Annotated in this window: 24 protein-coding genes; 12 read left to right on the top strand and 12 right to left on the bottom strand. The window is 72.2% G+C overall.

The genetic code is table 11. The features are described 5' to 3' along the window. Positions 1–8: 8 nt before the first annotated feature. Entirely contained in the window at positions 9–662 is a 654-nt protein-coding gene (locus CP970_RS37805; protein WP_055550469.1) for a TetR/AcrR family transcriptional regulator, read from the bottom strand. 65 nt (positions 663–727) lie between these two features. Between CP970_RS37805 and CP970_RS37800 the strand changes: the two genes are divergently transcribed. Beyond that, positions 728–2,320 (top strand): serine hydrolase domain-containing protein, encoded by a 1,593-nt coding sequence (locus tag CP970_RS37800; protein WP_079043701.1) that lies wholly within the window; start codon positions 728–730, stop codon positions 2,318–2,320. A 48-nt stretch (positions 2,321–2,368) separates the two neighbouring features. Here CP970_RS37800 and CP970_RS37795 read toward each other — a convergent pair whose 3' ends face one another. Then, positions 2,369–2,788 (bottom strand): ATP-binding protein, encoded by a 420-nt coding sequence (locus CP970_RS37795; RefSeq protein ID WP_224058940.1) that lies wholly within the window; start codon positions 2,786–2,788, stop codon positions 2,369–2,371. Between the two features lie 181 nt (positions 2,789–2,969). On the opposite strand from CP970_RS37795, the gene CP970_RS37790 reads away from it, so the two are divergent. The 5 genes from CP970_RS37790 to CP970_RS37770 all read left to right on the top strand — a co-directional run bounded on the left by CP970_RS37790 (position 2,970) and on the right by CP970_RS37770 (position 8,548). Further along, positions 2,970–4,145 carry an alpha-hydroxy-acid oxidizing protein gene (locus tag CP970_RS37790; RefSeq protein ID WP_055550473.1) on the top strand — a complete coding sequence of 392 codons (1,176 nt, stop codon included), beginning with the start codon at positions 2,970–2,972 and terminating at the stop codon, positions 4,143–4,145. Between the two features lie 107 nt (positions 4,146–4,252). Next, a complete protein-coding gene (locus CP970_RS37785) occupies positions 4,253–5,773 on the top strand; it encodes an MFS transporter (RefSeq protein WP_055550475.1) in 1,521 nt (506 codons plus the stop codon). Between the two features lie 155 nt (positions 5,774–5,928). Continuing rightward, on the top strand, positions 5,929–7,248 hold the full coding sequence (locus CP970_RS37780) for a ricin-type beta-trefoil lectin domain protein (RefSeq protein WP_224058939.1): 1,320 nt from the start codon (positions 5,929–5,931) through the stop codon (positions 7,246–7,248). Positions 7,249–7,355: 107 nt separating this feature from the next. After that, on the top strand, positions 7,356–7,838 hold the full coding sequence (locus CP970_RS37775) for an Lrp/AsnC family transcriptional regulator (RefSeq protein WP_055550479.1): 483 nt from the start codon (positions 7,356–7,358) through the stop codon (positions 7,836–7,838). Positions 7,839–7,864: 26 nt separating this feature from the next. Then, positions 7,865–8,548 carry an HAD family hydrolase gene (locus CP970_RS37770; RefSeq protein WP_055550552.1) on the top strand — a complete coding sequence of 228 codons (684 nt, stop codon included), beginning with the start codon at positions 7,865–7,867 and terminating at the stop codon, positions 8,546–8,548. Positions 8,549–8,611: 63 nt separating this feature from the next. On the opposite strand, the gene aspA is transcribed toward CP970_RS37770, so the two are convergent. Both aspA and CP970_RS37760 read right to left on the bottom strand, forming a co-directional pair. Further along, positions 8,612–10,030: an aspartate ammonia-lyase gene (gene aspA / locus CP970_RS37765; RefSeq protein WP_055550481.1), complete on the bottom strand. Its 1,419-nt coding sequence runs from the start codon at positions 10,028–10,030 to the stop codon at positions 8,612–8,614. Between the two features lie 118 nt (positions 10,031–10,148). Continuing rightward, on the bottom strand, positions 10,149–11,189 hold the full coding sequence (locus CP970_RS37760; RefSeq protein ID WP_224058938.1) for an asparaginase: 1,041 nt from the start codon (positions 11,187–11,189) through the stop codon (positions 10,149–10,151). 158 nt (positions 11,190–11,347) lie between these two features. Between CP970_RS37760 and CP970_RS37755 the strand changes: the two genes are divergently transcribed. Both CP970_RS37755 and CP970_RS37750 read left to right on the top strand, forming a co-directional pair. Continuing rightward, on the top strand, positions 11,348–11,803 hold the full coding sequence (locus CP970_RS37755; RefSeq protein WP_055550485.1) for an Lrp/AsnC family transcriptional regulator: 456 nt from the start codon (positions 11,348–11,350) through the stop codon (positions 11,801–11,803). A gap of 140 nt (positions 11,804–11,943) precedes the next feature. Continuing rightward, positions 11,944–13,005, top strand: a complete 1,062-nt coding sequence (locus CP970_RS37750) for a chitinase (protein ID WP_055550487.1) — start codon at positions 11,944–11,946, stop codon at positions 13,003–13,005. Between the two features lie 60 nt (positions 13,006–13,065). On the opposite strand, the gene CP970_RS37745 is transcribed toward CP970_RS37750, so the two are convergent. After that, positions 13,066–14,610 carry an SDR family oxidoreductase gene (locus CP970_RS37745; RefSeq protein WP_055550489.1) on the bottom strand — a complete coding sequence of 515 codons (1,545 nt, stop codon included), beginning with the start codon at positions 14,608–14,610 and terminating at the stop codon, positions 13,066–13,068. A gap of 275 nt (positions 14,611–14,885) precedes the next feature. Between CP970_RS37745 and CP970_RS37740 the strand changes: the two genes are divergently transcribed. After that, positions 14,886–16,949 (top strand): hypothetical protein, encoded by a 2,064-nt coding sequence (locus CP970_RS37740; protein ID WP_055550491.1) that lies wholly within the window; start codon positions 14,886–14,888, stop codon positions 16,947–16,949. A gap of 481 nt (positions 16,950–17,430) precedes the next feature. Here CP970_RS37740 and CP970_RS37735 read toward each other — a convergent pair whose 3' ends face one another. The 3 genes from CP970_RS37735 to CP970_RS37725 form a co-directional block, all read right to left on the bottom strand. Beyond that, a complete protein-coding gene (locus CP970_RS37735; RefSeq protein ID WP_063806148.1) occupies positions 17,431–18,375 on the bottom strand; it encodes a lysophospholipid acyltransferase family protein in 945 nt (314 codons plus the stop codon). Between the two features lie 59 nt (positions 18,376–18,434). Then, positions 18,435–19,187: a GNAT family N-acetyltransferase gene (locus tag CP970_RS37730; protein WP_055550493.1), complete on the bottom strand. Its 753-nt coding sequence runs from the start codon at positions 19,185–19,187 to the stop codon at positions 18,435–18,437. A gap of 200 nt (positions 19,188–19,387) precedes the next feature. Then, positions 19,388–20,272: a hypothetical protein gene (locus CP970_RS37725; RefSeq protein WP_055550553.1), complete on the bottom strand. Its 885-nt coding sequence runs from the start codon at positions 20,270–20,272 to the stop codon at positions 19,388–19,390. Positions 20,273–20,416: 144 nt separating this feature from the next. Here CP970_RS37725 and CP970_RS37720 point away from each other — a divergent pair, with 144 nt between their 5' ends. Then, positions 20,417–21,610, top strand: coding sequence for a CaiB/BaiF CoA transferase family protein (locus tag CP970_RS37720; protein ID WP_055550495.1), 1,194 nt, complete (start codon positions 20,417–20,419; stop codon positions 21,608–21,610). Continuing rightward, entirely contained in the window at positions 21,607–22,773 is a 1,167-nt protein-coding gene (locus tag CP970_RS37715) for an acyl-CoA dehydrogenase family protein (protein WP_055550497.1), read from the top strand. The genes CP970_RS37720 and CP970_RS37715 overlap by 4 nt, the downstream gene beginning before the upstream one ends. Positions 22,774–22,863: 90 nt before the next feature. Here CP970_RS37715 and CP970_RS37710 read toward each other — a convergent pair whose 3' ends face one another. From CP970_RS37710 to CP970_RS37700, 3 genes are all read right to left on the bottom strand, one after another. Further along, positions 22,864–23,421, bottom strand: coding sequence for a YbaK/EbsC family protein (locus tag CP970_RS37710; protein WP_055550498.1), 558 nt, complete (start codon positions 23,419–23,421; stop codon positions 22,864–22,866). A gap of 19 nt (positions 23,422–23,440) precedes the next feature. Beyond that, entirely contained in the window at positions 23,441–24,025 is a 585-nt protein-coding gene (locus CP970_RS37705; RefSeq protein ID WP_055550500.1) for a helix-turn-helix domain-containing protein, read from the bottom strand. A gap of 181 nt (positions 24,026–24,206) precedes the next feature. Next, on the bottom strand, positions 24,207–24,944 hold the full coding sequence (locus CP970_RS37700) for an acyltransferase (protein WP_055550502.1): 738 nt from the start codon (positions 24,942–24,944) through the stop codon (positions 24,207–24,209). A gap of 142 nt (positions 24,945–25,086) precedes the next feature. On the opposite strand from CP970_RS37700, the gene CP970_RS37695 reads away from it, so the two are divergent. Further along, on the top strand, positions 25,087–25,620 hold the full coding sequence (locus CP970_RS37695; protein WP_055550504.1) for a gamma carbonic anhydrase family protein: 534 nt from the start codon (positions 25,087–25,089) through the stop codon (positions 25,618–25,620). A gap of 1 nt (position 25,621) precedes the next feature. Here CP970_RS37695 and CP970_RS37690 read toward each other — a convergent pair whose 3' ends face one another. Next, positions 25,622–26,311: a DedA family protein gene (locus tag CP970_RS37690; protein WP_055550507.1), complete on the bottom strand. Its 690-nt coding sequence runs from the start codon at positions 26,309–26,311 to the stop codon at positions 25,622–25,624. Between the last annotated feature and the right edge of the window lie 29 nt (positions 26,312–26,340).

Below are 26,340 nucleotides of genomic sequence, written 5' to 3'. Positions count from 1 at the left end.
TCCCCTCGCTACCCTGCGGGCCGCTCCCCCGGCTCCCGGTGGCGCAGCTCGCACTGCCCGGTGAAGACGCCCGCCAGGTGATCGCCGAGCGCGGCGAGCGCCGCGTCCGGCGTCAGCCCTTCGGGGTCGGCGTGGAGATGGGCCGCGAGCCCCTCCACGTACGCGGCGATGCGGGCCGCCGCGACGTGCTCGTCGACCTCGGGGGCGACCTCGCCGCACTCCTTGGCGTTGATGAGCGCCTGGGCGATCAGGGCACGGGTGCGGCGGAGCGCGGCGACCTTCAGTTCGCCCAGGCGCGGGTCGTCGGCCGCGCGGCCCGTGAAGGCGAGCGCGATGCGCCATTCCCTGCGGCGCTCCGCGTCCAGCGGCATGCTCTCGGCGAGCGCGTCGACGACGATGTGCTCGATCCGCGTCCCCACCTCCTCGGCCCGGCCGACGAGCGCGGTCACCCGCTGTTCGAAGCGCTGCAGCGCGTGGCCGTACGCGAACAGCAGCATCTCGTCCTTGCTGCGGAAGTAGTGCTGGACGAGACCGACCGAAATCCCGGCCTCCGCCGCGGTCTTGGCCACCGTCACGGCGTTGAGGCCGTCGGTGGTGATGATCCGTTCCACCGCGGCGGCGACTTGCTGGCGGCGCTCCTGGTGATCGGATGTGCGAGGCATGACTCAACCATACAGACGTACGGTAACGTCAAAACCGTACGAGAATATGGTTATGAGGAGACGTCATGGGAAGCAGACGGCACACCTGGGTCCGGCGCCTGGGCGCGGCGTGGTTAGCGGCGGCGGCCGTGGTGGGGACGGCCGCGTCATCAGCCGCCGCATCCGCCCCCACGCCGACCAAAAGCACAGCGGGACCAACTCCGGCCGAACTCAAGCGCGTTGACGCCCACGCCGAGAAGCAGCGCGAGCGGCTGCGCCTTCCCGGCATGGCGCTCGCGGTCGTCAAGGACGACGAGGTCGTGCACCGACGAACCTGGGGCAAGGACGGCGACGGGAAGCCGATCACCCGTCAGACCCCGTTCCTGGTGGGCTCGTTGTCCAAGCCGATCACGTCGACCGCGGTCATGCGCCTGGCCGAGGCCGGGTCCCTGCGCCTGGACGCGCCGGTGCGCCGCTATCTGCCGTGGTTCCGTCCTTCGGGCCCCTCGGCCGACCGCATCACGCTCCGCAACCTGCTCAACCAGACCAGCGGTCTCTCGGAGCGGGACGGCATCGCGCATGCCGACCGGTTCGACAACGCCCCCGGCGGAGTCGAGCGGACGGCCCGCGGCCTCGCCGGCGCCCGCACGGGCGCGCCGCCCGGCGAGCGCCACGAGTACAGCAACGCCAACTACATGCTCCTCGGCGCCGTCGTGGAGAAGGTCACCGGGCAGCCCTTCGGCGACTACCTCAGGAAGTCGGTGCTCAGGCCCTTCGGCATGGACGGCACCCTCGTCGACGAGCGCGACGCCGAACGGCGTGAACTCGCCCCGGGCCACCGTTACTTCTTCGGCCACCCGAAGCGCTTCGACCCGCCGTACGACGCCTCGGGGGTGCCGTACGGCTATGTCGGCGCCGACATCGACGACCTGAGCCGGTTCGCCGTCGCGCATCTCGGCCACGGGGACGCGGCCGCGCGCGCCGTGGTCTCACCGGCCGGTCTGCGGGAGCTGCACAAGGGCACCGTTCCCGCGGGCACCTCCCACCGCTACGGCCTCGGCTGGCGCGACGACTCCTTCGAGGGCGAGCGCGTCGTGTGGCACGGCGGTGCGACGCCCGGGTACCACGGCACCGTCGTCCTCGCCCCCGAGCGCGGGCTCGCGGTGGTCGTCCAGGACAACGCCTACAGCCCGCAGCGCGACGAGCTCCTCAACGCCACCGCGCTGGGCGCGATGCGCATCCTGCTCGGCGGCCGTCCCGCCGCCGCCTCCACCGACCCGATGCTCGACGCCATGCTGACCACGGTGACCGTCACGGCCGCCGTGCTCGCGTTGGCGCTGCTCTGGTCGCTGTTCAGGATCTTCCGTCCGTCGCGCGGGCGGCCGCGCGGCAGGCGCCGGATCGTCGTCGGCGCGGCCGTCTCGGTCACGGGGCTGCTCGTCCTGGCCGTCACGGCCGTCTACGTACTGCCGCGGCAGGTGACGGTGGACCTCTCCGAGATCCTGCTGTTCGTCCCCGACACGGGGTGGCTGCTCGTCGCGATCGGCGTGCTGGCCACGGCGCTCGCGGTGACACGCGGCGGCCTCGCCGTGCGGGCCTGCCTGGCCGCGCCGCCGCTCGCGCGCACGGATCCCGATGCCGTACGGGACCGTCGGCAAGAAGCCCGCGCGGGCGTCTGACGGCCCCGGACCGGCGCCCGCCCCCTCGCCCGGGGACGGGCGCCGGCCTCACCCCGCCAGAATCGCTCGAACCGTCTTGCCGCCGCGGGGCGCGCCCACCACTTCGAGGCGCTGGGCGAGCTGGCGCACCATGGCGAGGCCGCGGCCGCTCTCCCTGACGAAGTTGGGGCGACGGACCTTGGGGTGGACGGGGCTCGCGTCGTACACCTCGACGGTCACCCGGTCACCGGCCACCTCGACGCGCAGGCGGCAGCCGCCGCGGGCGTGCTGGACGGCGTTGGCGACGAGCTCGGACACGATGAGCGTGACGTCGTCCATCCGCTCGGCGGTCACCTCGCACCTGCGCCGATGGGACCTGGCGAGGAACGCCGAGGTCAACTTACGTGCCCGCCTTGCCGATGCGGCTTCTTGCGGCAGCGCGTACTCCACACATGCGGTAAGCCGATGGGCGCGCCCGTGCGCACGCATGACAGCTCACATCCCCTCCCTGGAAAACCGGCGAACATGCGGGCTCGTGCTCCGCCGCCGGGGCCGCGGCATGTCTTGCGCGGCCGTTCCTGCCCCACGGTGATTCCCCCGTCGGGTGATCGCCAACCGGACGGATCGCGTACGTGTACGGGCTCACCGTTCCCTGGCAGCATGCGGGTCCATGACACCGACACCGCGTCCGTACAAGGACTACCAGGACGAGATCTACCTCGACGGACTGCGCGGGGTCGTCCCCCCGTACCCCATGACGTACGCAGAACTGGAGGCCCGCGCCCAGGCCGCGCTGCCGCCCTCGGTGGTGTCGTACGTGGCGGGCGGCGCCGGGGACGAGCGGACGCAGGACGCCAACGTCACCGCGTTCGAGCGCTGGGGCCTGATGCCGCGCATGTTCGTGGGCGCGGACCGGCGCGACCTCTCCGTCGACCTGTTCGGTCTGACGCTGCCCTCTCCCCTGTTCATGGCGCCCATCGGTGTCCTCGGCATCTGCGCGCAGGACGGGCACGGCGATCTCGCGACCGCGCGCGCCGCCGCGCGGACCGGGGTGCCGATGATCGCCTCGACGCTGTCCGCCGATCCCCTGGAGGAGGTCGCGGCCGAGTTCGGCGAGACGCCCGGCTTCTTCCAGCTGTACACGCCGACCGACCGGGAGCTCGCCGAGAGCCTGGTGCGGCGCGCGGAGAAGTCCGGGTTCAAGGCGATCGTCGTCACCATGGACACCTGGATCACCGGGTGGCGGCCGCGCGACCTGAGCACCGCCAACTTCCCCCAGCTGCGCGGACACTGCCTGGCCAACTACTTCAGCGACCCGGTCTTCCGCGCCCAGCTCCCGGCCGGCCCCGAGCAGGATCCGCAGTCCGCGATCCTGAAGTGGGTCCAGCTCTTCGGCAACCCGCTCACCTGGGACGACCTGCCGTGGCTGCGCTCACTCACCTCGCTGCCGCTGGTCGTGAAGGGCCTGTGCCACCCCGAGGACGTGCGCCGCGCCAGGGACGGCGGGGTGGACGGCGTCTACTGCCCCAACCACGGAGGGCGCCAGGCCAACGGCGGTCTTCCCGCACTCGACGTACTGCCCGACGTCGTGGCGGCCGCCGAAGGGCTGCCCGTCCTGTTCGACTCGGGTGTGCGCAGCGGCGCGGACGTCGTCAAGGCCGTCGCGCTCGGCGCCACCGCCGTCGGCGTGGGCCGCCCGTACGCGTACGGACTCGGCATCGGCGGGGCCGACGGCGTCACCCACGTCCTGCGCTCGCTGCTCGCCGAGGCCGACCTGCTCATGGCCGTCGACGGGTACCCGTCCCTCGCGGACCTCACGCCGGACGCGCTGCGGCGGGTGCTCTGACGCGATCCCCTCCCCCGCTTCCCCGCGTTGAGGCGGTCTACCCGAGTAGACACTTACGAGTTTCATGTGAGACATTAGCGTCTCATTCGAACTTGGAGTGTTACACCATGACCCCGCAGCGTGATCCACGGCGCTGGGCCGTCCTCGCGATCCTGTCCGGCAGCCTGCTGCTGATCGCCATGGACACCACGATCCTGAACGTCGCCTTCCCCTCCCTCGTCGCCGATCTGCGACCCAGCTCCGTGCAGCAGCTGTGGATCATCGACATCTACGCCCTCGTGCTCTCCGGACTGCTCGTCACCGCGGGCGCCCTCGGTGACCGGTGGGGCCGCAAGCGGCTGCTCCTGATCGGCTTCGGGGTCTTCGCCTTCGCCTCCCTGCTCGCCGTCTTCGCGACGGCCGCCTGGCAGGTCATCGCCGCCCGCGCGCTGCTCGGCGCCGGTGGCGCGGCGATCATGCCCGCCACCCTGTCGATCCTGCGGAAGGTCTTCACCGACGCCCGCGAGCGCGCCTTCGCGTACGCCGTGTGGTCGGCGGTCTTCGGTGGCGGCATGGCGCTCGGCCCGGTCGTCGGCGGCATCCTGGTCCAGCACAACGGCTGGCACTCCGCGTTCCTGATCAACATCCCGGTCGCGCTTGTGATCATCGGGCTCGGTCTGTGGATCCTGCCCGAGTCCCACCAGCCCCGCGAGGGCCGCTGGGACTGGTGGGGCGTCGGTCAGTCCGTGGTCGGCATGCTCGCCCTCGCGGGCGGCATCAAGCAGCTCGGCAAGGGCGGCCCCGCCGACCCGATGGCCTGGGCGCTGCTCGTCGTGGCCGCGGTGACGCTCACCGTCTTCGTCCGCCGTCAGCTGCGCCTGGCGCACCCGCTGCTCCAGGTCCGTCTGTTCGCCTCGCGGCCGTTCGCCATCGCCGCCGCCTCGATCTTCCTCGGCATGATCGCGCTGGGGTCCGCGCTGTTCCTGATCACTCAGTGGTTCCAGTACGGACAGGGCTACACCCCGCTGGAGGCGGGCATCAGGCTGCTGCCCGCGCCCCTCGGCCTGGTCATCACCTCGCTGATCACGCCCGCGCTGATGCACCGCCTGCCGATCCGCCACGTGATGGCCGGCGGTCTGCTCCTGATGACGGCGGGGCTCGCCCTGCCGTGGCTGCTCCAGCTGTCGGGTCCGCTCGGCTACGGCGAGGTGGCCGTCGCGCTCGCCGTGCTCGGCTTCGGTGTCGGCATCGCGACGACCGCCGCATCGGTGACGCTGATGGCGGCCACCCCGGCACAGGACGTCAGCGGCGCGGCGGCCGTCGAGGAGACCTGCTACGAACTCGGCGCCGCCATGGGCGTGGCCATCCTCGGCTCCGTCGCCACCGCGCTGTACCGCGTGAACCTGCCCGACATGGGCCTCGCGGCCGACACCGCGGCGGCCGTGAGCGACTCGGTCGGCGAGGCCGCGCGGGTGGCGGGCGAGCTCACAGGCCCTGCGGGCACCGCCCTGCTCGCCCGGGCCGGGGACGCGTTCACCTCCGGGATGACGCCGACGTTCCTGATGGCGGCCGCGCTGCCGCTGGCGGCCGCGGCGCTGACCTGGGCGAGGATTCCGAAGAACCTCCGCCCGACGGAGAACGCCCACTGACGGTCGGAGGAGAACGCCCACTGACGGCGTTCGACAACGGCACCGCCAACTGGCAACATCCGCCCCGCACTTCACGCCTATCATCTGTTCGACCCCGGGTCCCCAGTGGCGGCCCGGGGTCGGCACGTGTTCCACAGCGAGAGGACAACGGGGAATTGAGCTCCACACGTAAGCGCGGCACCCGCAAACGCCGGATAGCCATGGCCGCGATGGGTGCCGCGGCGGCCGTCGTGGCGGGCCTGCAGCTGTCGCCCAGCGCGTTCGGCACCAATGACAAGGAGCCGCAGGACACGCGCCCCGCCGCCGGGCCCGCCAACCCCGCGGCACGCCACATGGAGACCGCGGACTTCGGCGTCTCCAGTGCGGACGGGACGGCCTTCGAGGACGGCGTGCTGTCCCTGAAGTCGGCCCCGGCCCGGCGTTCGGCCGCCGCGGCGGCGGAGGCCCCGCACGGCGAGGGCTGGAAGTCGGGCGGCGGGTCCAAGTACCTCGCCTCCGGCTACACGATCAAGTTCTACGACAAGAAGGCCGTGGACTGGCTCGCGCCCTACGTGAAGAGGTCGGCGGCCGAACTCCAGCGCGTCACGAACCTGCCGGTCACCGTCGACACGAATCCGGTCGGCTGGGACTACGTGCGGCCCAAGGGCGAGATCGTCATCGGTGTCCTGCACCACCCGTGCGTGCCGCCCGCCGACGGGGGCTCCACCGGCTGGAAGGTCGTCCGCGACGGCTCCGGCACCAAGAACCTGAGCTGCGGCTTCTACTCCTCGTCCGTCGCCGACACCGTGACCAGCGGGCACGCCTACATCGACGACGAGTTCTTCACCGCGGACGGCAAGGCGAAGCCCTCCTGGGGCGAGCCCTACCTGCGCAACCACGTCAGCCACGAGCTCGGGCACACGATGGGCCTCGCGCACGCCAACCGCAGTGCGGCGCGCGGGGACTGCGTCAAGGGCACCGACTCCGGCCAGAACCCGGTGATGTGCACGCCCACCACCGCCTACCAGGACAAGCGCGCGGGCACCTACGTCCAGCAGTACGACGTCCAGGGCCTGCGCCACCTGGCCCGTGGCGGCGGCGCCGAACTGTCCCCGCAGGGCAAGGTGACCGGCATCGGCGCCAAGTGCCTCGACATCAAGGGCGGCAAGGCCGCCAACGGCACACAGGTCCAGCTGTACACGTGCAACAAGGGCCCCGGGCAGTCGTGGATCCTGGGCAAGGACGGCACGTTCCGGGCGCTCGGCAAGTGCCTGGACAACTACCGCAACGCCGCCACCAACGGCAACAAGATCAGCCTCTACGACTGCAACGGCGGGGCGTCGCAGCGCTGGTCGGTGAACACGAAGGGCCAGATCGTGCACGTCGCGTCCGGCAAGGTCCTCGACGTGGCGGGCGGCTCCACCGCCAACAGCACGAAGGTCCAGCTGTACACGGCGAACGCGAACAAGCGGCAGGTCTGGGTGACCCCGAAGTAGTCACCTGACACACCCAGGGGGCGGGGCCGCTCGCCAGCGCGGGCCATCGGCTCCAGCGGCTACAGTCACCTGCGATCAGCCCCGCCCACCTGGGAGAACCACCGACCATGGCCGTCGACGAACTGGACACCCGCATCCTGCGGCTGCTCCTCGAACAGCCCCGCACCAGCCTGCGCGAGTACGCGCGGCTGCTCGGCATCGCCCGCGGCACCCTCCAGGCCAGGCTCGACCGGCTGGAGCGGGACGGCGTGATCACCGGCACGGGCCCGTCCCTCTCCCCCGCGGCGCTCGGACACCCGGTCATCGCCTTCGTACACATCGAGGTCACCCAGGGGCACCTGGACGAGGTGGGCGACGCGCTCGCCGCCGTGCCCGAGATCATCGAGGCGTACTCGATCACGGGCGACGGCGATCTGCTGACCCGGGTCGCCGCGCGGGACAACGGCCACCTGGAGGACGTAATCCAGCAGCTGATCCAGCTGCCCGGCGTGGTGCGCACCCGGACCGAGATGGCGCTGCGCGAGCGCGTGCCGCACCGGCTCCTCCCGCTCGTCGAGTCGATCGGCAGGTCCGCCGCGGCACGCCCGTGATCTGCGCCTTTGGCATGCTTGACACCATGAGCACTTCCAGCGGCACCTCGGTCATCTTCGATCTCGACGGCACCCTCGTGGACAGCGAGCCCAACTACTACGAAGCGTCACGGGACCTGCTCGCCCAGTACACCGGACGCGCGTTCACCTGGGCCGACAACGAGCAGTACGTCGGCATCAGCTCGCACGAGACGCTCGCGCTCTGGAAGAAGGAGTACGGCATCGAGGTGCCGGTGACCGAACTGCTCGCCGACCTCGACCGCCGCTACCTCGCCCTGGCCCGCGCCGGTACCCACGTCTACCCGGAGATGCGCAAGCTCGTGGAACAGCTGCACGACGCGGGCGTGCCGATGGCCGTGGCGTCGGGTTCCTCGCGCGCGGCCATCGAGGCCATCCTGTCCGGCACGGGCCTGGACGCCCAGCTGACGACGCTCGTCTCCGCCGAGGAGGTCCCGCGCGGCAAGCCCGCGCCCGACGTGTTCCTCGCCGCGGCCGAACTGCTCGGCGCGTCCCCGGCCGACTGCGTGGTCTTCGAGGACGCGGCGCCGGGCGCGGCGGCGGCGCACGCGGCGGGCATGCGGTGCGTGGCGATCCCTTACGTCGCCGCCCACGCGGACGACCCGGCGTTCACGGAGTCGGAACTCCTGTTCCGGGGCGGGCATCAGGAGTTCACGGCCCGGGCGGCGCTGGAGACACTGGCACTCGGCTGAGCAGGGGGGCGCCCCTTCAGGGGCGCGGGGAACTGCGCGCTCAACCCCACACAGCCCGCGGCCTCAGAACCGACCCGTGCCTGCCACCCGCTCAGGAGTGAGCAACTCCGCCAGCCGCTCGGGAGGCAACAACCCCTTCTCCAGAACCAGTTCCGCGACGCCCCTACCCGTGGCAAGAGCCTCCCGAGCGATCTCCGTGGCAGCCGTGTACCCGATGTGCGGATTGAGCGCGGTCACCAGACCGATGGAGGTCTCCACGGACGCCCGCAGCACCTCCGTGTTGGCGGTGATGCCCGAGACGCACCGCTCCGCGAGCGTCAGGCACGCGGCCCGCAGCGAGGTGATGCTCTTGGCGAGCGAGTGCAGGATGACCGGCTCAAAGGCGTTCAGCTGGAGCTGTCCGGCCTCCGCGGCCATGGTGATGGTCACGTCGTTGCCGATCACCTCGAAGGCGACCTGGTTGACGACCTCGGGAATGACCGGGTTGACCTTGCCGGGCATGATGCTCGAACCCGCCTGCACCGGCGGCAGGTTGATCTCGTTGAGCCCGGCGCGCGGCCCCGAGGAGAGCAGCCGCAGGTCGTTGCAGCTCTTGGAGAGCTTGACGGCGATGCGCTTGAGGACGCCGGAGAGCTGCACGAACGCGCCGCAGTCCTGGGTGGCCTCCACCAGGTTCGGGGCGGTCACCAGCGGCAGCCCGGTGATGGCGGCGAGGTGCCTGCGGGCGGTCTCGGCGTATCCGGCGGGGGCGTTGAGGCCGGTGCCGATGGCGGTGGCGCCGAGGTTGATCTCGTGGATCAGCTCCACCGCCTCCGCCAGGCGGCTGCGGTCCTCGTCCAGCATCACGGCGTACGCGGAGAACTCCTGGCCCAGCGTCATGGGCACCGCGTCCTGGAGCTGCGTACGGCCCATCTTCAGGACGTCGCGGAACTCCAGGGCCTTGGCGGCGAACGCGTCCTGCGCGACGGCCATGGCGCGGAGCAGTCCGTGCGCCGCGGCGATCGTCGCGATCTTCACGGCCGTCGGGTAGACGTCGTTGGTGGACTGGCTGAGGTTGACGTCCTCGTTGGGGTGCAGGTGCTGGTGGTCGCCCTTGGCGTGGCCGAGCAGTTCGAGGGCGCGGTTGGCCACGACCTCGTTGGCGTTCATGTTCGTGGAGGTGCCCGCGCCGCCCTGGATGACGTCGACCACGAACTGGTCGTGCAGCCGCCCCTGCCGGATCTCCCCGCAGGCGGCGGCGATCGCGTCGGCCTTGGCCTTGGGGAGCAGGCCGAGCTCCTCGTTGGCACGGGCCGCGGCCTCCTTGACGGCGGCGAGCGCCTCGATCAGGTGCGGGTACACGGAGATCGGGATGCCCGTGATGGGGAAGTTCTCCGTGGCGCGCAGGGAGTGGATGCCCCAGTAGGCGTCGGCGGGGACGTCACGGTCCCCGAGGAGGTCGTGTTCGCGGCGGTGGGCGCTGGTCGGCGCGGCGGCAGTCATGGGGGTCTTCGAGGTCTTTCTCTTGCTGCGTGCGAATGCTGCGTACGAGCTCTTGCTGCATGCGAGCTCTCGCTGCGTGCGAAGAAACGTTTGTGCGCGGTGGTCCCGGCGGCGTGGCCTAGGCCGCCCGCCCCTCCGCGGTGACGCCGCCCGCGGCGGTGCCGAGGACACGGCGCAGCTCCTTGGCGCGCGCCTCCTGTCCGCTTTCGCCGAGCAGGACGGCGAGGAGCGCGGAGCGGGCCTGGCCCGCGCGCAGGGTTCCGGTGAGGATCGCTCCGGCGGCCGAGAGGTCGACCGCCCCGCCGTGCGTGTAGATCTCGGTGACGGGGCCCGCGGCGACGCGGGTGGTGAGGGCGACGAGAACGCCCCGGTCGATGGCGGCGGCGACCGCCGCGACGAACTCGGGCGTCGCGTTGCCCGCGCCCGTGGCGACCAGGACGATGCCCTGGGCCCCCGCCTCGACTGCGGCCTCCAGGAACAGCGGGTCGGCGTCGACGTGGTGCATGACCATGTCGATGCGCGGCAGGGATCCGCTGTTGACCACGGCGGGCAGCGGCATCGGCTCGGGGCGCACCGGGCGGTGCAGTACGGAGACCTTGCCGAAGCCGACGTTGGCGACGCGCGGCCCGGACGGGTCGGCGAAGGCGTCGGCCGCCACGGTCTGCGTCTTCACGGTGCCGCGGGCGGCGTGCACCTTGCCGTCGAAGACGACAAGGACGCCGAGGCCGCGCACGGTGGCGGCGGTGAGCAGCGCGTCGTACAGATTGCCGGGCCCGTCGCCGTTCTCGGCGCCGAGCGGCTTCTGGGCCCCGGTGAAGACCACCGGGCGGGGGTCGTGGTGGTGCAGGTCGAGCAGGAAGGCGGACTCTTCCAGGGTGTCCGTGCCGTGGGTGACGACGATGCCGTCGACGCCGGGGTCGGCGAGCACCTCGTGCACCGTGTGCAGCAGGGTGAGCTGCTGCGCGGAGGTGAGGCGCGGGCTGTTCACGTTGAAGAGGTCGATGACCTCGGAGGTGATGCCGCCGGGTATCGAGGCCGTGGCGAGCACCTCGCGGCCCGGGGCGTCGGCCGCGAAGCCGGTGCCCTGCCACCTGCTGGCTATCGTCCCGCCGGTGCTGATGACGACGATCCGGCGTGCCTGCGCGTCCACTGCTGCCACGGCTTCCACCTCTGCGTACCTCCCATAAGTGTATGAATCCCGAGAATCACCGGCCCCCGTGGTAGCGGTCGGGCCCCGCGCAAGGATAGTTCGAACACTGCGCAATGTGCTTGCCAACATCGGCCGCTCGCGCAACACAATAGGTGGATAATTGCGCTGTGGACGATATCGATCGCAGTATCTTGCGCGAGCTTCAGAACGACGGCCGACTGACCAATCAGGAACTCGCCCAACGAGTGGGGCTGAGCGCTTCGCCCTGTATGCGCAGAGTGCGACAGCTGGAGCAGGACGGCGTGATCCAGGGGTATCGCGCGGTCCTCGACCCGGACGCGGTGGGCCGCGGCTTCGAGGTGCTGGTCTCCATCGAGGTGCGCAGGGACCGCGAGACGGTCGAGGCGTTCGAGGCGGCGCTGCAGGACGTGCCGGACGTCATCGAGGCGTACCGCCTGTTCGGCAGCCCCGGCTGTCTGATCCGCATCGCGGTCGCCGACCTCACCGCGTACGAACGCCTCTGGATCGAGCGGCTCACCGCGCTGCCCGGGGTCACGGAGGTCAACTCGCAGATCATCATGAAGCGCATCAAGCACTCCCGCGGCCTGCCCGTCGACGACTGAGCCCCGGGCCCGCCCCCCGGAATCAGGCGCTCCTTCTTTGGTACAGACCTATTGACGCTTGGTCTGTACCTGCCTACCGTGACGCATCGCACCACGCACGTCTCCAGGTCTCCCCCCTCTCCGCACCCGAGGAGCACAGCGTGATCGGTCGGACGTTACGCCTGCTGGGATCCGCCCTGGCACTGGCCTGTGCCGCACAACTCCCGGCCGCCGCGGCGGCCCCCGAGGCCCCCCGGGCCGACACCTGCGAGGTGAAGTCGAAGCCCGCGGGCAAGGTGCTCCAGGGGTACTGGGAGAACTGGGACGGCGCGTCGAACGGCGTGCACCCGCCGTTCGGCTGGACCCCCATCAACGACAGCCGCATCAAGCAGCACGGCTACAACGTCATCAACGCCGCCTTCCCCGTCATCCGCTCCGACGGCACCGTCCTGTGGGAGGACGGCATGGACGCGACGGTGAAGGTCTCGACGCCCGCCGAGATGTGCCAGGCCAAGGCGGACGGCGCCACCATCCTGATGTCCATCGGCGGCGCGGCGGCCGGGATCGACCTCAACTCCCCCGCCGTCGCCGACCGGTTCGTCGAGACGATCGTGCCGATCCTGAAGAAGTACAACTTCGACGGCATCGACATCGACATCGAGACCGGCCTCGTGGGCAGCGGCAACATCAACCAGCTCTCGTCGTCCCAGTCCAACCTCATCCGCATCATCGACGGCGTGCTGGCGAAGATGCCCCCGAACTTCGGCCTGACCATGGCCCCGGAGACGGCCTACGTCACCGGCGGCAGCGTCGTGTACGGCTCGATCTGGGGCGCGTACCTGCCCATCGTCAAGAAGTACGCCGACAACGGCCGCCTGTGGTGGCTCAACATGCAGTACTACAACGGCAGCATGTACGGCTGCTCCGGCGACTCCTACTCCGCGGGCACCGTCCAGGGCTTCACCAAGCAGACCGACTGCCTCAACAAGGGCCTGGTCATCCAGGGCACCACGATCAAGGTGCCGTACGACAAGCAGGTCCCGGGACTGCCCGCCCAACCGGGCGCGGGCGGCGGCTACATGGCGCCGAACCTGGTCTCCCAGGCGTGGAACACCTACGGCGGCGCCCTCAAGGGCCTGATGACCTGGTCCATCAACTGGGACGGGTCCAAGGGCTGGACGTTCGGGGACAACGCCTCGCGGCTCTTCCGGCCGACCGCCTAGCCGTCCCGGTAACTGGAGGCTCGACCGCCTAGCCGCCCGGACACCCGAAAGCTCCACCGCCTAGCCGTCCGCGGGACGGCCCGTCGCCTCGGCCGCACGGCCGATGTTGCGGGCCATCCCGCCGAACACGACGGCGTGGAAGGGCGATACGCCCCACCAGTAGGCCTGCCCGAGCAGGCCGTGCGGATGGAAGAGCGCCCGCTGCCGGTACCGGGCCCCGCCCTTCCCGTCCTCCTCCACCCGGAGTTCGAGCCACGCGAGGCCGGGCAGCCGCATCTCCGCGCGCAGCCGCAGGAGCCGTCCCCGCTCGATCTCCTCCACCCGCCAGAAGTCCAACGAGTCGCCCACGCGCAGCCGTTGGGCGTCACGGCGGCCGCGGCGCAGCCCGACGCCGCCCACCAGCCGGTCCAGCCAGCCGCGCACGGCCCAGGCCAGCGGGAAGGAGTACCAGCCGTGTTCGCCGCCGATGCTCTCGACCACCCGCCACAGTTGCTCGGGCGAGGCGTCGACGCGCTGCTCGCGGCAGTCGGTGTAGAGGCTGCCGCCCGCCCAGTCCGGGTCGGTGGGCAGCGGATCGCTGGGCGCGCCGGGCACCGCCGCCGATGACCAGCGCGTGACGACCTCGGCCTGCTGGATCCGCCGCAGCGCGAGCGACACCGCCTGGTCGAAGCCGATCGGCGTGCCCGGCGGATCGGGCACGTGACGGGCGATGTCGTGCTCCTCGCAGACCACCTCGTGGCTCAGCGACTGTGCCAGCGGTCTGGCGATGGACCGCGGCACGGGAGTGATCAGACCGATCCAGTGGCTGGAGAGTCCTGGCGTCAGGATCGGCACCGGCACGATCAGGCGGCGCGGAAGACCGGCGACGGCGGCGTACCCGCGCATCATGTCGCGGTACGTGAGGACGTCGGGCCCGCCGATGTCGAACGCGCGGTTCACGTCGTCGGGCATCCGCGCGCTGCCCACCAGATAGCGCAGCACGTCCCGCACGGCGATGGGCTGGATCCGGGTCCGCACCCAGCTCGGGGTGACCATCACGGGCAGCCGTTCGGTGAGGTAGCGCAGGATCTCGAACGACGCGGAGCCGGAGCCGATGATGACGGCGGCCCGCAGCACCGTGGCGGGCACCGGGGAGTCCAGGAAGATCTCGCCGACCTCGGCGCGCGAGCGCAGGTGCGGCGACAGGTCGCGGGCCGGGACGCCTGCCGGTGTCAGACCGCCCAGATAGACGATGCGCCGCACGCCCGCGGCGCGGGCCCGCGCCGCGAAGATCCTGGCGGCCTCGCGGTCCGTGCGCTCGAAGCCGCGTCCGGTGCCGAGGGCGTGTACGAGGTAGTAGGCCACGTCGATGTCCCGCAGGGCCGCGCCGACGGACTCGGCGTCGGTGACATCGCCCCGCACCGTCTCCACCCGGCTCGACCAGGGCTGGTCGCGCAGCTTGTCGGGGGAGCGCGCGAGGCAGCGCACCTGGTGTCCCGCGGCGAGCAGCTCGGGCACCAGGCGGCCGCCGATGTAGCCGGTCGCGCCCGTCACCAGACAGCGCAGGGGCGGTGCGGAACCGCCGTCGCCGCCGCCGTCCGCGGTGTCTTGGCCGTCGTCGCTCATCGGTGGTGCCTCCAGCCGTCGTGATCCGGCGACCCGCCGTGCCGCGGGGTTTCGCCCCGCGACAGGTGCCGCGCCATCGGTCCTGCGAACACCGTCTCCCCGCGACGGCCTTTCCGCTCAGCGGGGCGGTGTCGCCCGACGGTCGTGAACCCCTTGCCCACCAGCGCGCGGGCGCCACCGGAACGAATGGCTGTGACCATCCCAAGATTCACTCGTTTGACCGACCAAGTGCATGACAGAGACACGGCGTCACCCACTTGGAAGGCCACCGTCCCATGCCCACCCGCTCCGGTAATGATGCGGCCGAAACCGGCCGCATAGCACTCGACCGAGCCGAGACCGCTCTGCTCGAGCATTACACCGATCTGGTACGTCTCGCGTACCTCACCCTGTCGCCCTCGCTCTCCCGGCACCGCCGGGTCCTCGCCGCACACTCCGCGGTCCAGCGGGCGATGCCGGGGATACGGCCTCCTCGCCGGGACGCCCACGTGCCGGGACAGCGCCGCGGCGACCGCACGGACCGCTCCGAGCGGGACTGGGCCCGCGCCCAGGTGCTGCGTACGGCGCTCCGGTACGACCGGTGCCCGACCGGCTGGCCCGGCGTCCTGCCGCCGCCGCGCGCACTGCTCCCCGCACTGCCCTTCGTCTGGGGACTCCAGCTGTTTCCCCGGTCCGGCGGCGCCGACGAACTGGCCCTGGCACAGGCCCTGTCCGGGGCACCCGCACCGGCCCGCGCCGCGTTCGTGCTGTGCCGGGTGGACCACCTCTCCGAGGAGAGCACCGCGGAGCTCCTCGCCGCGGCGGGGGTCGAGAAGCCCGCGGTCGCGCTGCGCGGCGCCCGGCAGCTGGAGACCTCCGCGGGCGCGCTCGCCGAGGCGCTCCTCAGGTCCAGGGAGTTCGACGCCTGCTCGGTGCAGACCCGGCCGACCGATCTGCTGCGGCGCAGGCGGCGCAGGCTCCTCGCGTGCACCGCCGCGGGGGCCGCCGCCATCACGCTCGCCACCGTGGCCGTCGTCGGGCCCAGGGCCGTCGGCCCTTCGTCGGCGCCGACCGGCAGCTCGTCCCGGGCGCTCGCCACGGGCGCCCTCGACCCCGCGAGGCTCGTCCGGACGCCCCGCGACGAATGGGCCGACACCGCCCGGGTCGACTTCACGGCCTGGCCCGCGCGCGGCGACCGGACCGACGACCGCGACCTGCTGGCCCGGGCCCTCGGCAGCTGGGCGGGCCCCGCGCCGGGCACCCGCACGGCGGCCACATCCACGACACCGACGCAGCCGCCGTCGAGCCCGCCGCAACTGCTGTACGCGGGAGACGTCGATGACCGCACCGTGGTCCTCTTCGGCGACGGGGACCGCATCGCCCGCTACACGGAGCCCTCGCCGGCGTCGTCGGACGACGTGTCGGACCAGGCTTTCGTGGTCCACGCCTCGACCAGGGACACCTCGGGATCCACCCCGACCTGGGACGTGGCGCGCACGGACGACGCCGATGTGACGACGGCCGCCGCCGTCGCCGTCACCCGTGGCGGCGGCAAGGTCCGCTACCTCACGGCGCCGTGGATCGCCGAGGCCGAGACGCGTGACCTGCTGCGCCCCGACACCCCCGCCAAGACCCTGCCGGTCCGCCCCGACGGGGTCACGGCGCCGGTCGCCGGCGCGGACGTGAAGAGCTGTGCCAGCAGGCCGGTCCTGCAGCTGAGGTCGTCCTCGCGCATCGTCGAGAAGCACAGTTTCCTGCTGACCGACCTCGGCGGCCTCTCGCCCGTCCACCTCACGCACACCCCGCTGCCCGGCGGCGGCACGCCACCGGCGCGCCAGCCCCGTGAGGCCACGAGCTCCACCGCCCTGCTCGCCTGGGCCCACTCGGCATGCGCCCTGGACGGGCTGCGCGGCGCCGGGGTGCGCTCGGTGAACGCGTGGGACTTCGCCCAGCAGGAGTTGCCGGAGAACGGCGGCCGCGCGGTGTGGACCTGCGCGCGGGCCACCACGTGGCGCGGCCCCGGTTCCGTGCAGGTCCAGCTCCGCACCCCCGGCGGACCGCCGTCCGCGCCCGCCCGGGTGGTGGCGCACCAGGGGTCCACCGCCGCCTGCGGCCGCTTCGGGCAGCACGTGGTCGCCGCGGCCCACTGGAAGTCGGGGGCGGGACACTGGTACACGCTGGCGGCGGGCAGCCGCGCCGTCACCGACGTCACCCTGTCCGGCACGGTCAAGGACAAGCACGCCGGACGAACCCTCGCGGTGCGCGCCCCACATGACGCACGCCTGCGGGTCGGCGCGCGCCTGGACAACGGAGAGACCCTCGTCGGCCTCGGCGAGCAGGGCGGCACCCGTGACGACTGAGCTCCGTACGCCCAAGGCGGCCACTCCCCGCGTGAGCGCGGATGTTCGGGACCTTGGCCCCTGGTCCATCGGCCCTCCCCCTGCCTACGTTGGGGGCAATTCCGCCACGTTCGGCGCCGAGCCGAACCGGCGCGGGGACAGAGCGGGACCAGAGCCGAGGAAGAAGGGAGGCGGGAAATCATGGACCACAGTCCGAGTCCGAGTCCGATGGCGTTTCCGATGTCGAGTCCGATCCCGGTTCCCGGTGGGAGCCGCACCGCGCGCTCGTGCGCGGATCTGCGCCGCCCCGCTCTCCGCCCTTCTCCTCGCGGTACGCACTGACACCCCTGGCCCCCGTGCCACAACCGGTGCCGCCGCCCCGCCCGTTGGGAGGCCGCCATGGCTCTCGTGCCCGCCGGACCGACGATCCGGCTCACCGTCGACGGAACGTCCGCCGTCTCTCTGCCCGCGCCGCGCCCCCTCACGGACCGCGCGCTCGGCATCACCTACTGACCACTGCCCCACTCCCCTTCCCGGAGGTGACCCCATGACGTACCTCGTCTTCGCCCACCGGCCCGCCGTCCGCTTCGCCCGTCAACTGGCCTTCGTATGGCGGCGGTTGGCCGACGCGCCACTGGGCAACACGGTCTGCGCCACGCGCGCGCCCGCCCCGCTCCCGTGCGTCCGCCCGGTGCACCGCCACCGGCCGCGGTGCAGGAACCGCCGCTGACCTGGTGGCCCGCTGGGCCGCGGCGGCGAGGGCCCGCCGGTCGGTGCCGCCGAGCAGGGCGTGCGCCGTGATCCGCACCGTCAGATCGCGGGCGCCCGCCACCCGGCGCAGCGACGCGGTGAAGTCCTCGTCGCCGAGGAAGGCCGCCGCGGTGCTCGGCACGCCGCCCTGGCGGTACTCGACGGTCACCGGACGCACCGGCGCACCCGCGTCGGCCGCCGCCTGGAACGCCGCGCGCCGGAACCGGCCGCCCGCCGCGGAGCACCACGTCGTCGCCTGCGGGAAGACGAGGACGGAGGTGCCATCCCGCAGCAGTTCCGCCAACGCGGCCACGGTGTACGGGAGTTCGCGCGGCCTTCCGTCCCGGTCGATGAACCGCGTGCCCGCACGCCGGGCCAGGGTGCCGATGAGCGGCCACTGGCCCACCTCGCGCTTGGCGAGCACGGTAGCCGGTTCCACGGCGAGCAGCGCGACGACGTCGAGCCAGGAAATGTGGTTCGCCGCGATCAGCGTGCCGGTCCCCTTGCCCCTGCCCGCGCCGTCCGGAGCGGACAGCGGTTCCCGGCCCGCGAGGAGCCGCACCCCGAGCGCGTCGAGCACGGCACGCGCTTCGGAGCGCAGCACGCGCGGCTCCGCGAGCCGGTCGCCGCGCGCCGCCGCCCGGGTCAGGGCGTAGGTCAACGCGGCGTACCTGCGCAGCAGTTCAGGCGGTGACACCCGAGGTTCCGGCGGCCCGGCACAGCTCGCCGGGCAGCCGGGCTCGACCGTCCACGGGTTCACAGGACCGTCTCCCCGAGGAAGAAGCGGCGGTGGCGGTCGCTGAGCCGTTCCATGTCGAGCAGGACGAAGAAGTCCGCGACGTCGAAGTCGGGGTCGTGGGCGGGCGCGCCGCACATCCACGCGCCGAGGCGGAGGTAGCCGCGCAGGAGCGGCGGCAGATCGGCGTAGGAGGGGCGGTCGGGCGCGGCGGCGGCCGGGGTCCAGGGCCGTCGCGGGTGGACCCGGAGTTCCGGCGGCGAGGCGTGCTTGGTGGTGCCGATGAGCCAGGCGGCGGACGCCGAGCGGCCGCCGTCCGCGAGCGGCACGGAGGCACAGCCCGCCAGGTGGCGGTAGCCGGACAGCAGGACGTAGCGGGCCAGCGCCGACCACATGAGGTTGATGACGGCGCCCGAGCGGTGGTCCGGGTGGACGCAGGACCGGCCCGCCTCGACGGTGGAGGAACGCAGGGCGTTCAGCGCCCGCATGTCGAACTCGCTCTCGGAGTAGGAGCGTTCGGACCGGCCCGGGGGAAAGAGCCGGTAGGTGCCGACGACCTCGCCGGTCGAGGTGTCGGTGACGATCAGATGGTCGGCGAGGTCGTCCCAGGCGTCGATCTCGTGACCGGACAGGGGGGTGTCGAAGGTCGCGCCCATCTCCTCGCCGAAGACCCGGTGGCGCAGCCGCTGGGCCGCCCGGATCTGTTCGGTGGTGTCCGCGAGGGAGGTGACGTACGAGCTGGTGGCCGTCGAAACGAGCGATGTCGAGGACATGACAGTTCCGTTCTCGGTTCGTGGGGAGTCTCCGGGTGCGGACGCGGGGTCCGGCGCCGCGGCGGCGCAGCACTCTCCGCACGGTGGCGGCACCGGCTGAACTGCGCGCTTCCGGCGCGCGTCGGCCGTACGTCCGGTGCACGTCGGGTCCCCGACGGACGCGCTGCCGCGCCACCGGCCCCGGCCTAGGCCTCAAGGCCTCAAGCAAATGTCACCCGTGCGCTCGCGTGCCGCTCCTCGCGGCGGCTCGCGACCCGCAGCTCCGCGCCGCCGGGGCCCTCCTCGCCCACCGCCACCAGTTGCTCCCCCACGAACAGCGGTGCGCGCAGACGGTACGACAGCGCCCGCACCGTCCGCCCCGGAGCGTTCTCACGAACCATTTCGAGCATGAGCAGGACGAGCAGCGGGCCGTGCGCCACGAGTCCGGGATAGCCCTCGACGTCCTTGCAGTACGGAGTGTCGTAGTGAATGCGGTGCGCGTTGGCGGTCAGGGCGCTGAACCGGAAGAGCAGCGAAGGGGTGGGCCGCAGGCGCAGCTCCCAGGACTCCTTCGCGGGCGGGGCGTCCGCCGTGTCGAGCGCGAAGCGGGTGCGGCGGCGCGCGTCCTCGCCGCTGCGGTAGACGACGTCCTGCTCCTCGACGACGCGGACCACGCCCTCCTGGCTGATCTCGTGCCGGACGGTCACGAACAGCATCTCGCCGGTGCGGCCGTGCTTGACCTCGGTCCCGACGACGCCGCTCGTGCGGTGGGCCGCGGCGCCGAGCAGGAGCGGCGCGGTGAACTCGGCCCTGCCGCCCGCGATCATCCGCCGCCGGTCGGGGACGGGCGGCAGGAAGGGGCCTTCGGCCGGATGCCCGTCCGCGCCGAGCCGCCGCTGCTCCGGCCAGTCGAGGAAGTACGGCCAGTGCCACAGGGGCGGCAGCGGTTCACCGGGGCCCGGGGCCGTGTCCTGCCGGTCGAGGACGGCGCCGAGGGCGGCGGCGGGCGCGGCGGGCAGCGGGTCCGTGGCGGTGACCGGGGCCGGGTTCCACTCGGCCACGTACGACGCGAGTCCCTTGGGACACCCGGGCGGCGTGTGCTCCATCGTCACCATCGTCACCTCTTGTGCCGGACAAATCCGGCTCCAGCGTCTGCCGCGGCGCGGAGCCCGTCAACCCCGGGCACCGAACGGCCCGGCGGGCAAGGGAGGCATTGACGCTCCCCGATTTGGCCGTACAAACTCGGCGGCATGCCCCACCCACTCCCCCTCGCAGGCATCACCGTCGTCAGCCTGGAGCAGGCCGTCGCGGCCCCCTTCGCCACCCGGCAGCTCGCCGACCTCGGCGCCCGCGTCATCAAGGTGGAGCGTCCCGGGGGCGACTTCGCGCGGCGGTACGACACCACGGTGCACGGCCAGGCCAGCTATTTCGTCTGGCTCAACCGCTCCAAGGAATCGCTCACCCTCGACCTCAAGTCGGAGCGCGGCAGGGAGGTCCTCGAGGAACTCCTCACGGGCGCGGACGTGTTCGTGCAGAACCTCGCGCCCGGCGCCGCCGACCGGCTCGGCCTGGGCCACGAGGCGCTGCGGGCCCGCCATCCGTCCCTGATCCCCTGCACCGTCAGCGGCTACGGCACGGACGGACCGTGGGCCGACCGCAAGGCGTACGACCTGCTCGTGCAGTGCCAGACGGGTCTCCTCCAGCTCACCGGAACCCCCGAGGAAGCGGTGCGCGCGGGGATCTCGGTGGCCGACATCGCGGGCGGGATGTACGCGTACACCGGCATCCTGTCGGCCCTGTTCACCCGGGCGACGACCGGGCGCGCGACGACCGTCGAGGTCTCGCTCTTCGACGCGCTCGCCGAGTGGGTGAGCCAGCCCGCCTACTACACGCGGTACGGCGGCACCCAGCCACCGCGCGTGGGGGCCCGGCACGCGACGGTCGCTCCGTACGGCCCGTTCACCGCGGCGGACGGCAACGACGTGCTGCTCTCCGTGCAGAACGAACGCGAATGGGCCTCCCTGTGCGCGGAGTTCATCGGAAGGCCCGAGCTGACGGACGACCCGAGGTTCGCCACGGGCGCCGACCGGGTGGCGCACCGCGACGAGCTCGACGCGATCATCTCCGCACGCTGCGCCGGACTCGGCAGCGACGAGATGATGCAGCTGCTCGACCGCGCCAACATCGCCAACGCGAGCGTCAATTCGGTCCACGAGTTCCTCGACCACCCCGTCCTGACCGAGCGCGGACGCTGGCAGGACATCCAGGTGCCCGGCACGGACGCGCCGGTGCAGGCGCTGCTGCCGCCCGCCGTACTCGGCGGAGTGACCCCGCGCATGGACCCGGTGCCCGCCGCGGGCGAGCACACCGAGGCGATCCTGCGCGAGCTGGGCCGTGACCCGGACGACATCGCACGGCTGCGCGCGGAAGGAGTCTGCCGGTGAGCGCCCTGGACACGCTGTCCGCCGACGAGCGCCTGGTCGTGACGACCGTACGTGACTTCGTGGACGAGCAAGTCAGGCCGGTCGTCAGGGAGTTGGAGCACGCCGACACCTACCCCGAAGCGCTCATCGAGGGCATGAAGGAGCTCGGCGTCTTCGGGCTCGCCGTCCCCGAGGAGTTCGGCGGCACCCCCGTCTCCACCTCCTGCTACGTCCTGGTCACCGAGGAGCTGGCGCGCGGCTGGATGAGCCTGGCGGGCGCGATGGGCGGCCACACGGTCGTCGCGAAGCTCCTCGTGCACTACGGAACCGAGGCCCAGCGGAGCCACTGGCTGCCCCGCATGGCCACCGGCCAGGTGCGCGCGACCATGGCGCTGACCGAGCCGGAGGGCGGCTCCGACCTCCAGGCGCTGCGCACGGTGGCGCGCCGCGACGGGGACGCGTACGTCGTCGACGGGTCGAAGACGTGGATCACCAACTCCCGACGCTCACAGCTGATCGCGCTGCTCTGCAAGACCGATCAGGACGCCGAGCCCCGGCACCGCGGCATCTCCGTGCTGCTCGCCGAGCACGGCCCTGGCCTCACCGTCTCGCGCGATCTGCCGAAGCTCGGCTACAAGGGCGTGGAGAGCTGCGAGCTGTCCTTCGACGGCCTGCGCGTACCGGCCGACGCGCTCCTCGGCGGCGTCGAGGGCCGGGGGTTCGGGCAGATGATGAAGGGCCTCGAGACGGGTCGCCTCCAGGTCGCCGCACGCGCGCTCGGGGTGGGCCGCGCCGCGTTCGAGGACGCGCTGCGCTACGCCCAGGAGCGCGAGTCGTTCGGCGTGCCGATCTGGCAGCACCAGTCCATCGGCAACTACCTCGCCGACATGGCGACTTCGCTCTCCGCGGCCCGCCAGCTCACCCTGCACGCGGCCCGCGAGGCCGACGCGGGGCGGCGCGTGGACATGGAGGCGGGCATGGCCAAGCTCTTCGCGTCCGAGACGGCGATGCGGATCGCCCTGGACGCGGTGCGCATCCACGGCGGGCACGGCTACTCCACGGAGTTCGACGTCGAACGCTACTTCCGCGACGCTCCGTTGATGCTCGTCGGCGAGGGCACCAACGAGATCCAGCGCAATGTGATCGCGCGTCAGCTCGTCGCGCGCGGCGGCCTGGACGCCTGAGCATCGACACGACTGCTACGTACGACAGTTCGGCTCGGTCGAGGCTCCTCGTACCGGGTGCGACTGCGGCGCCACCCCGGCCAGACGGCCTCAGGCGACGCCGAGCCCTTCGACGACGACCGCGTTCGGCAGCCCGGCGAACACCTTGCCCGGCACGATCAGCTTGCCGCGTCGGCTGCCGCTGCCCACCAGGACGTACGGCAGATCGGCGACGGCCGGATCGACGAGCACGGGCCACGCGGCGGGCAGTCCGATCGGCGTGATGCCGCCGTACTCCATGCCGGTCTCGCCCGTGGCCGTCTCCATCGGCGCGAACGACGCCTTGCGGGCGCCGAGTTGGCGGCGCACGGCGCCGTTCACGTCCACGCGCGTGCCGGACAGGACGAGGCACGCGGCGAGCGTGGTCTCGCCGCCCCGCTTGCCCGCGACGACGACGCAGTTGGCGGACTGGCCGAGCAGTTCGGGGCCGTAGTGCTCCAGGAAGGTGGCGGTGTCGGCCCACCGCGGGTCGGTGTCGACGTGCACCAGCTCCTCGGCCCGCACCGGACCCGCCCAGGCCCGGACCGCCGCGGCGACGGGTGCGACAAGCAGGTCGAGCACGTCGGGGGCGGGGTGGACGACGTCGAAGTCACCGAGGGGAGCGCGCATGGCGGCACGCTAACAGCCGTCAGTACGAAGCGGCGCGGGCGGGCGGCACCGAGACCGACATCGTCATCGTGACCGGCTCGGCGCCCTTGTTGTGGTAGCCGTGCGGCACGTCGGCCGCGAACGTGGCGGCGCTCCCCGCGGGGACCGGGTGCTCGATGCCGTCGACGAGCAGCGTCAGTTCGCCCGCCGAGACGTGCAACAGCTCGACGGTGCCCGGCGGATGGGCGTCGGAGTCGCTGCCCTCGCCCGGCATCAGCCGCCAGGACCACAGCTCGAAGGGGCCGCGCGCGTCGGTGCCGACCAGGAGCGTGGTACTGCTGCCCGCGTCCGTGGACCACATGCGCACCGCCTGCTCCGGGGGCACCAGGCGGACGTGCGAGCCCTGTTCGTAGTCGAGGAGCGTGGTGATGCTGACGCCGAGCGCGTCCGCGAGTTTGACCGTGATGCCGACGCTGGGGTTGGTCCTGGCCTGCTCGATCTGGATGATCATGCCGCGGCTGACGCCCGCGCGGGCCGCGAGGGCGTCGAGGGTGAAGGCCCTTTCGGTGCGCCAGCGCTTGAGGTTGCGTGCGAGCGACCGGGTCAGCTGGTCGAGGTCCGACACATTCCGTCCAATGTCCTGGATGACAGGGTTCACTTCACTGAAGTACAACGCGGTGCACCTGATGGCTCCCGAAGGTTCAACACACTGTACTGCGAGGACCCTCGCCGACCGCGCCCACCGGGCCGAGCACGCCTACCGTCCAGACCGCGCCCACCGGGCCGACCACGCCGTCCGCCACGGCCTACGCCTCCCCCGACTCCCCCAGCGCCACCAGCTGTTCCGGCGTGACCCCGTCGGGTATCGGCACCGGCGCGGGCGTGCGCAGCGGCGGCTCCCACCCCCGCTCGGCGTCCCACGTCCGCACGACCTTGGCCGGGGCTCCCGCCACGACCGCGTGGTCGGGCACCGCGCCCCGGACGACCGCCCCCGCGGCGACGACGACATTGCGCCCGATCCGCGCCCCCGGCAGGATCACCGCACCCGTGCCGATCCAGCAGCCGGACCCGATCTCCACCGGCTCCATCCGCGGCCACTGCTTCCCGATCGGCGTGTGCGGATCGTCGTACGAGTGGTTGGTGGACGTCACGTACACATAGGGCCCGAAGTAGCAGTCGTCGCCGATCGAGACCGTGGTGTCGGCGATGACGTGGCTGCCGCGGCCGAGCACGACGCCGTTGCCGATGCGCAGGATGGGGTCGGGGCCGAGGTCGAGGTCCGGCATCATCCCCGCGGTGAGCGTGACGTGCTCCCCGACGATGCAGTGGTCGCCGAGCCTGATCCACGGCTCCCCGAAGACCGTGCCCTGCGGGAACGCGAGCTTGGTGCCCTCGCCGATCGCGCCGAACCGCAGCCGCCCGGGGTGCGCCGCCGTCACCGCGCCCGTGCGCTGCACCCACGACCAGCCCGCGTGGACGGCGCGCTGCGCGATGCGGCGCCGCGCGGCGGCAAGGGATGAGAACGTGTTCCTGTTCTTCGGCACGCGCTCACGTTACTCAGTGCCCCGGGGCCGCGCAGGCCCCCGTCCTGTGATCTTCACCCCATGCGGCGGCAGGCGGCCCGGCGTCCCGTACGGTGCCGTCAGGCGCGGCGCGACACAGACGCACGGCAGAGGGAGCGAGTCGATGGGCCACGAGGCACTCATCACCGGCATCGGCGGCAAGGATCCGAAGATCGACCAGGACGCCTTCACCGCGCCCACGTCCGTCGTGCTCGGCGAGGTGACGCTGCACGCGGGGGCGAGCACCTGGTACGGCGCGGTGCTGCGCGCCGACTGCGGGCCCATCGTCGTCGGCGCCGAGAGCAACATCCAGGACAACTGCACGCTGCACGTCGACCCCGGCTTCCCCATCACGGTCGGCGAGCGCGTCTCGGTCGGTCACAACGCCGTCCTGCACGGCTGCACCGTCGAGGACGACTGCCTGATCGGCATGGGCGCCACCGTCCTCAACGGCGCGGTGATCGGGGCTGGTTCGCTGGTCGCGGCGCAGGCGCTCGTGCCCCAGGGCATGGAAGTGCCCCCGGGCTCGCTCGTCGCGGGCGTGCCCGCGAAGGTACGCAGGCAGCTCACGGACGAGGAGCGCGAGGGCATCTCCCTGAACGGCACGATGTACGTCGAGCTGGCCAGGGCCCACCGCGACGCGCACGCCGCGGGGTGACTCAGTCGGCGGCCGGGACGGGCTGCCGCTCGGCCACCGCGGCTTCGGTGTCGGTACTGGTACCGGCACCGGCACTGTCCGCCTCGGCCGCCGCCTTCTTCGCCCTGCGCTTGACGAGCAGCATCGAGGCCAGGCCGATCAGCACGGCGGCCGCGAGCCCCAGGTACGAGAAGCGCTTGAGCCAGTCCTCGGCGACCACGCCGATGTAGTAGATGACGGCGGTGGTGCCGCCCGCCCAGACGATGCCGCCGAGGACGTTGGCGATCAGGAACTTCCAATAGGGCATGCGCAGGACGCCCGCGAGCGGTCCCGCGAAGATCCGCAGGAGGGCGACGAAGCGGCCGAAGAAGACCGCCCACATGCCCCACTTCTGGAAGGACCGCTCGGCGCTCGCGACGTTCGCCGCACTGAAGTGCTTGGGGAACTTTCGTTCGAGGCGGGCCAGGAGCGGCCGTCCGCCCTTGCGCCCGATGGCGTACCCGATGGAGTCACCGATGATGGCGCCCGCGCTCGCGCACGCCCCGAGGACGACGGGGTTGATGTCGCCGTGCTGGGACGACAGGAGCGCCGCGGAGATCAGGACGATCTCACCGGGCAGCGGAATGCCCAGGCTCTCCAGGCCGATGACGAGGGCCACCAGCGCGTAGATGCTGACGGCTGGGACGTGCTCCAGCCACTCCTGGACGTGCAACGCCGGTTCCTCCGTAATGCTGTGTGCAT

The organism is Streptomyces kanamyceticus, assembly GCF_008704495.1.
Classification (GTDB): domain Bacteria; phylum Actinomycetota; class Actinomycetes; order Streptomycetales; family Streptomycetaceae; genus Streptomyces; species Streptomyces kanamyceticus.
Note: the sequence above shows the minus strand (reverse complement) of the source record. Positions and strands in the feature narration are given on the sequence as shown.

Coding starts and splice junctions, on each gene's coding strand:
- CP970_RS37785 (WP_055550475.1), top strand. CDS start 4,253: ATGACCCCGCAGCGTGATCCACGGCGCTGGGCCGTCCTCGCGATCCTG.
- CP970_RS37745 (WP_055550489.1), bottom strand. CDS start 14,610: ATGAGCGACGACGGCCAAGACACCGCGGACGGCGGCGGCGACGGCGGT.
- CP970_RS37795 (WP_224058940.1), bottom strand. CDS start 2,788: ATGCGTGCGCACGGGCGCGCCCATCGGCTTACCGCATGTGTGGAGTAC.
- CP970_RS37695 (WP_055550504.1), top strand. CDS start 25,087: ATGGGCCACGAGGCACTCATCACCGGCATCGGCGGCAAGGATCCGAAG.
- aspA (WP_055550481.1), bottom strand. CDS start 10,030: ATGACTGCCGCCGCGCCGACCAGCGCCCACCGCCGCGAACACGACCTC.
- CP970_RS37790 (WP_055550473.1), top strand. CDS start 2,970: ATGACACCGACACCGCGTCCGTACAAGGACTACCAGGACGAGATCTAC.
- CP970_RS37725 (WP_055550553.1), bottom strand. CDS start 20,272: ATGGAGCACACGCCGCCCGGGTGTCCCAAGGGACTCGCGTCGTACGTG.
- CP970_RS37710 (WP_055550498.1), bottom strand. CDS start 23,421: ATGCGCGCTCCCCTCGGTGACTTCGACGTCGTCCACCCCGCCCCCGAC.
- CP970_RS37720 (WP_055550495.1), top strand. CDS start 20,417: ATGCCCCACCCACTCCCCCTCGCAGGCATCACCGTCGTCAGCCTGGAG.
- CP970_RS37770 (WP_055550552.1), top strand. CDS start 7,865: ATGAGCACTTCCAGCGGCACCTCGGTCATCTTCGATCTCGACGGCACC.
- CP970_RS37730 (WP_055550493.1), bottom strand. CDS start 19,187: ATGTCCTCGACATCGCTCGTTTCGACGGCCACCAGCTCGTACGTCACC.
- CP970_RS37740 (WP_055550491.1), top strand. CDS start 14,886: ATGCCCACCCGCTCCGGTAATGATGCGGCCGAAACCGGCCGCATAGCA.
- CP970_RS37805 (WP_055550469.1), bottom strand. CDS start 662: ATGCCTCGCACATCCGATCACCAGGAGCGCCGCCAGCAAGTCGCCGCC.
- CP970_RS37800 (WP_079043701.1), top strand. CDS start 728: ATGGGAAGCAGACGGCACACCTGGGTCCGGCGCCTGGGCGCGGCGTGG.
- CP970_RS37775 (WP_055550479.1), top strand. CDS start 7,356: ATGGCCGTCGACGAACTGGACACCCGCATCCTGCGGCTGCTCCTCGAA.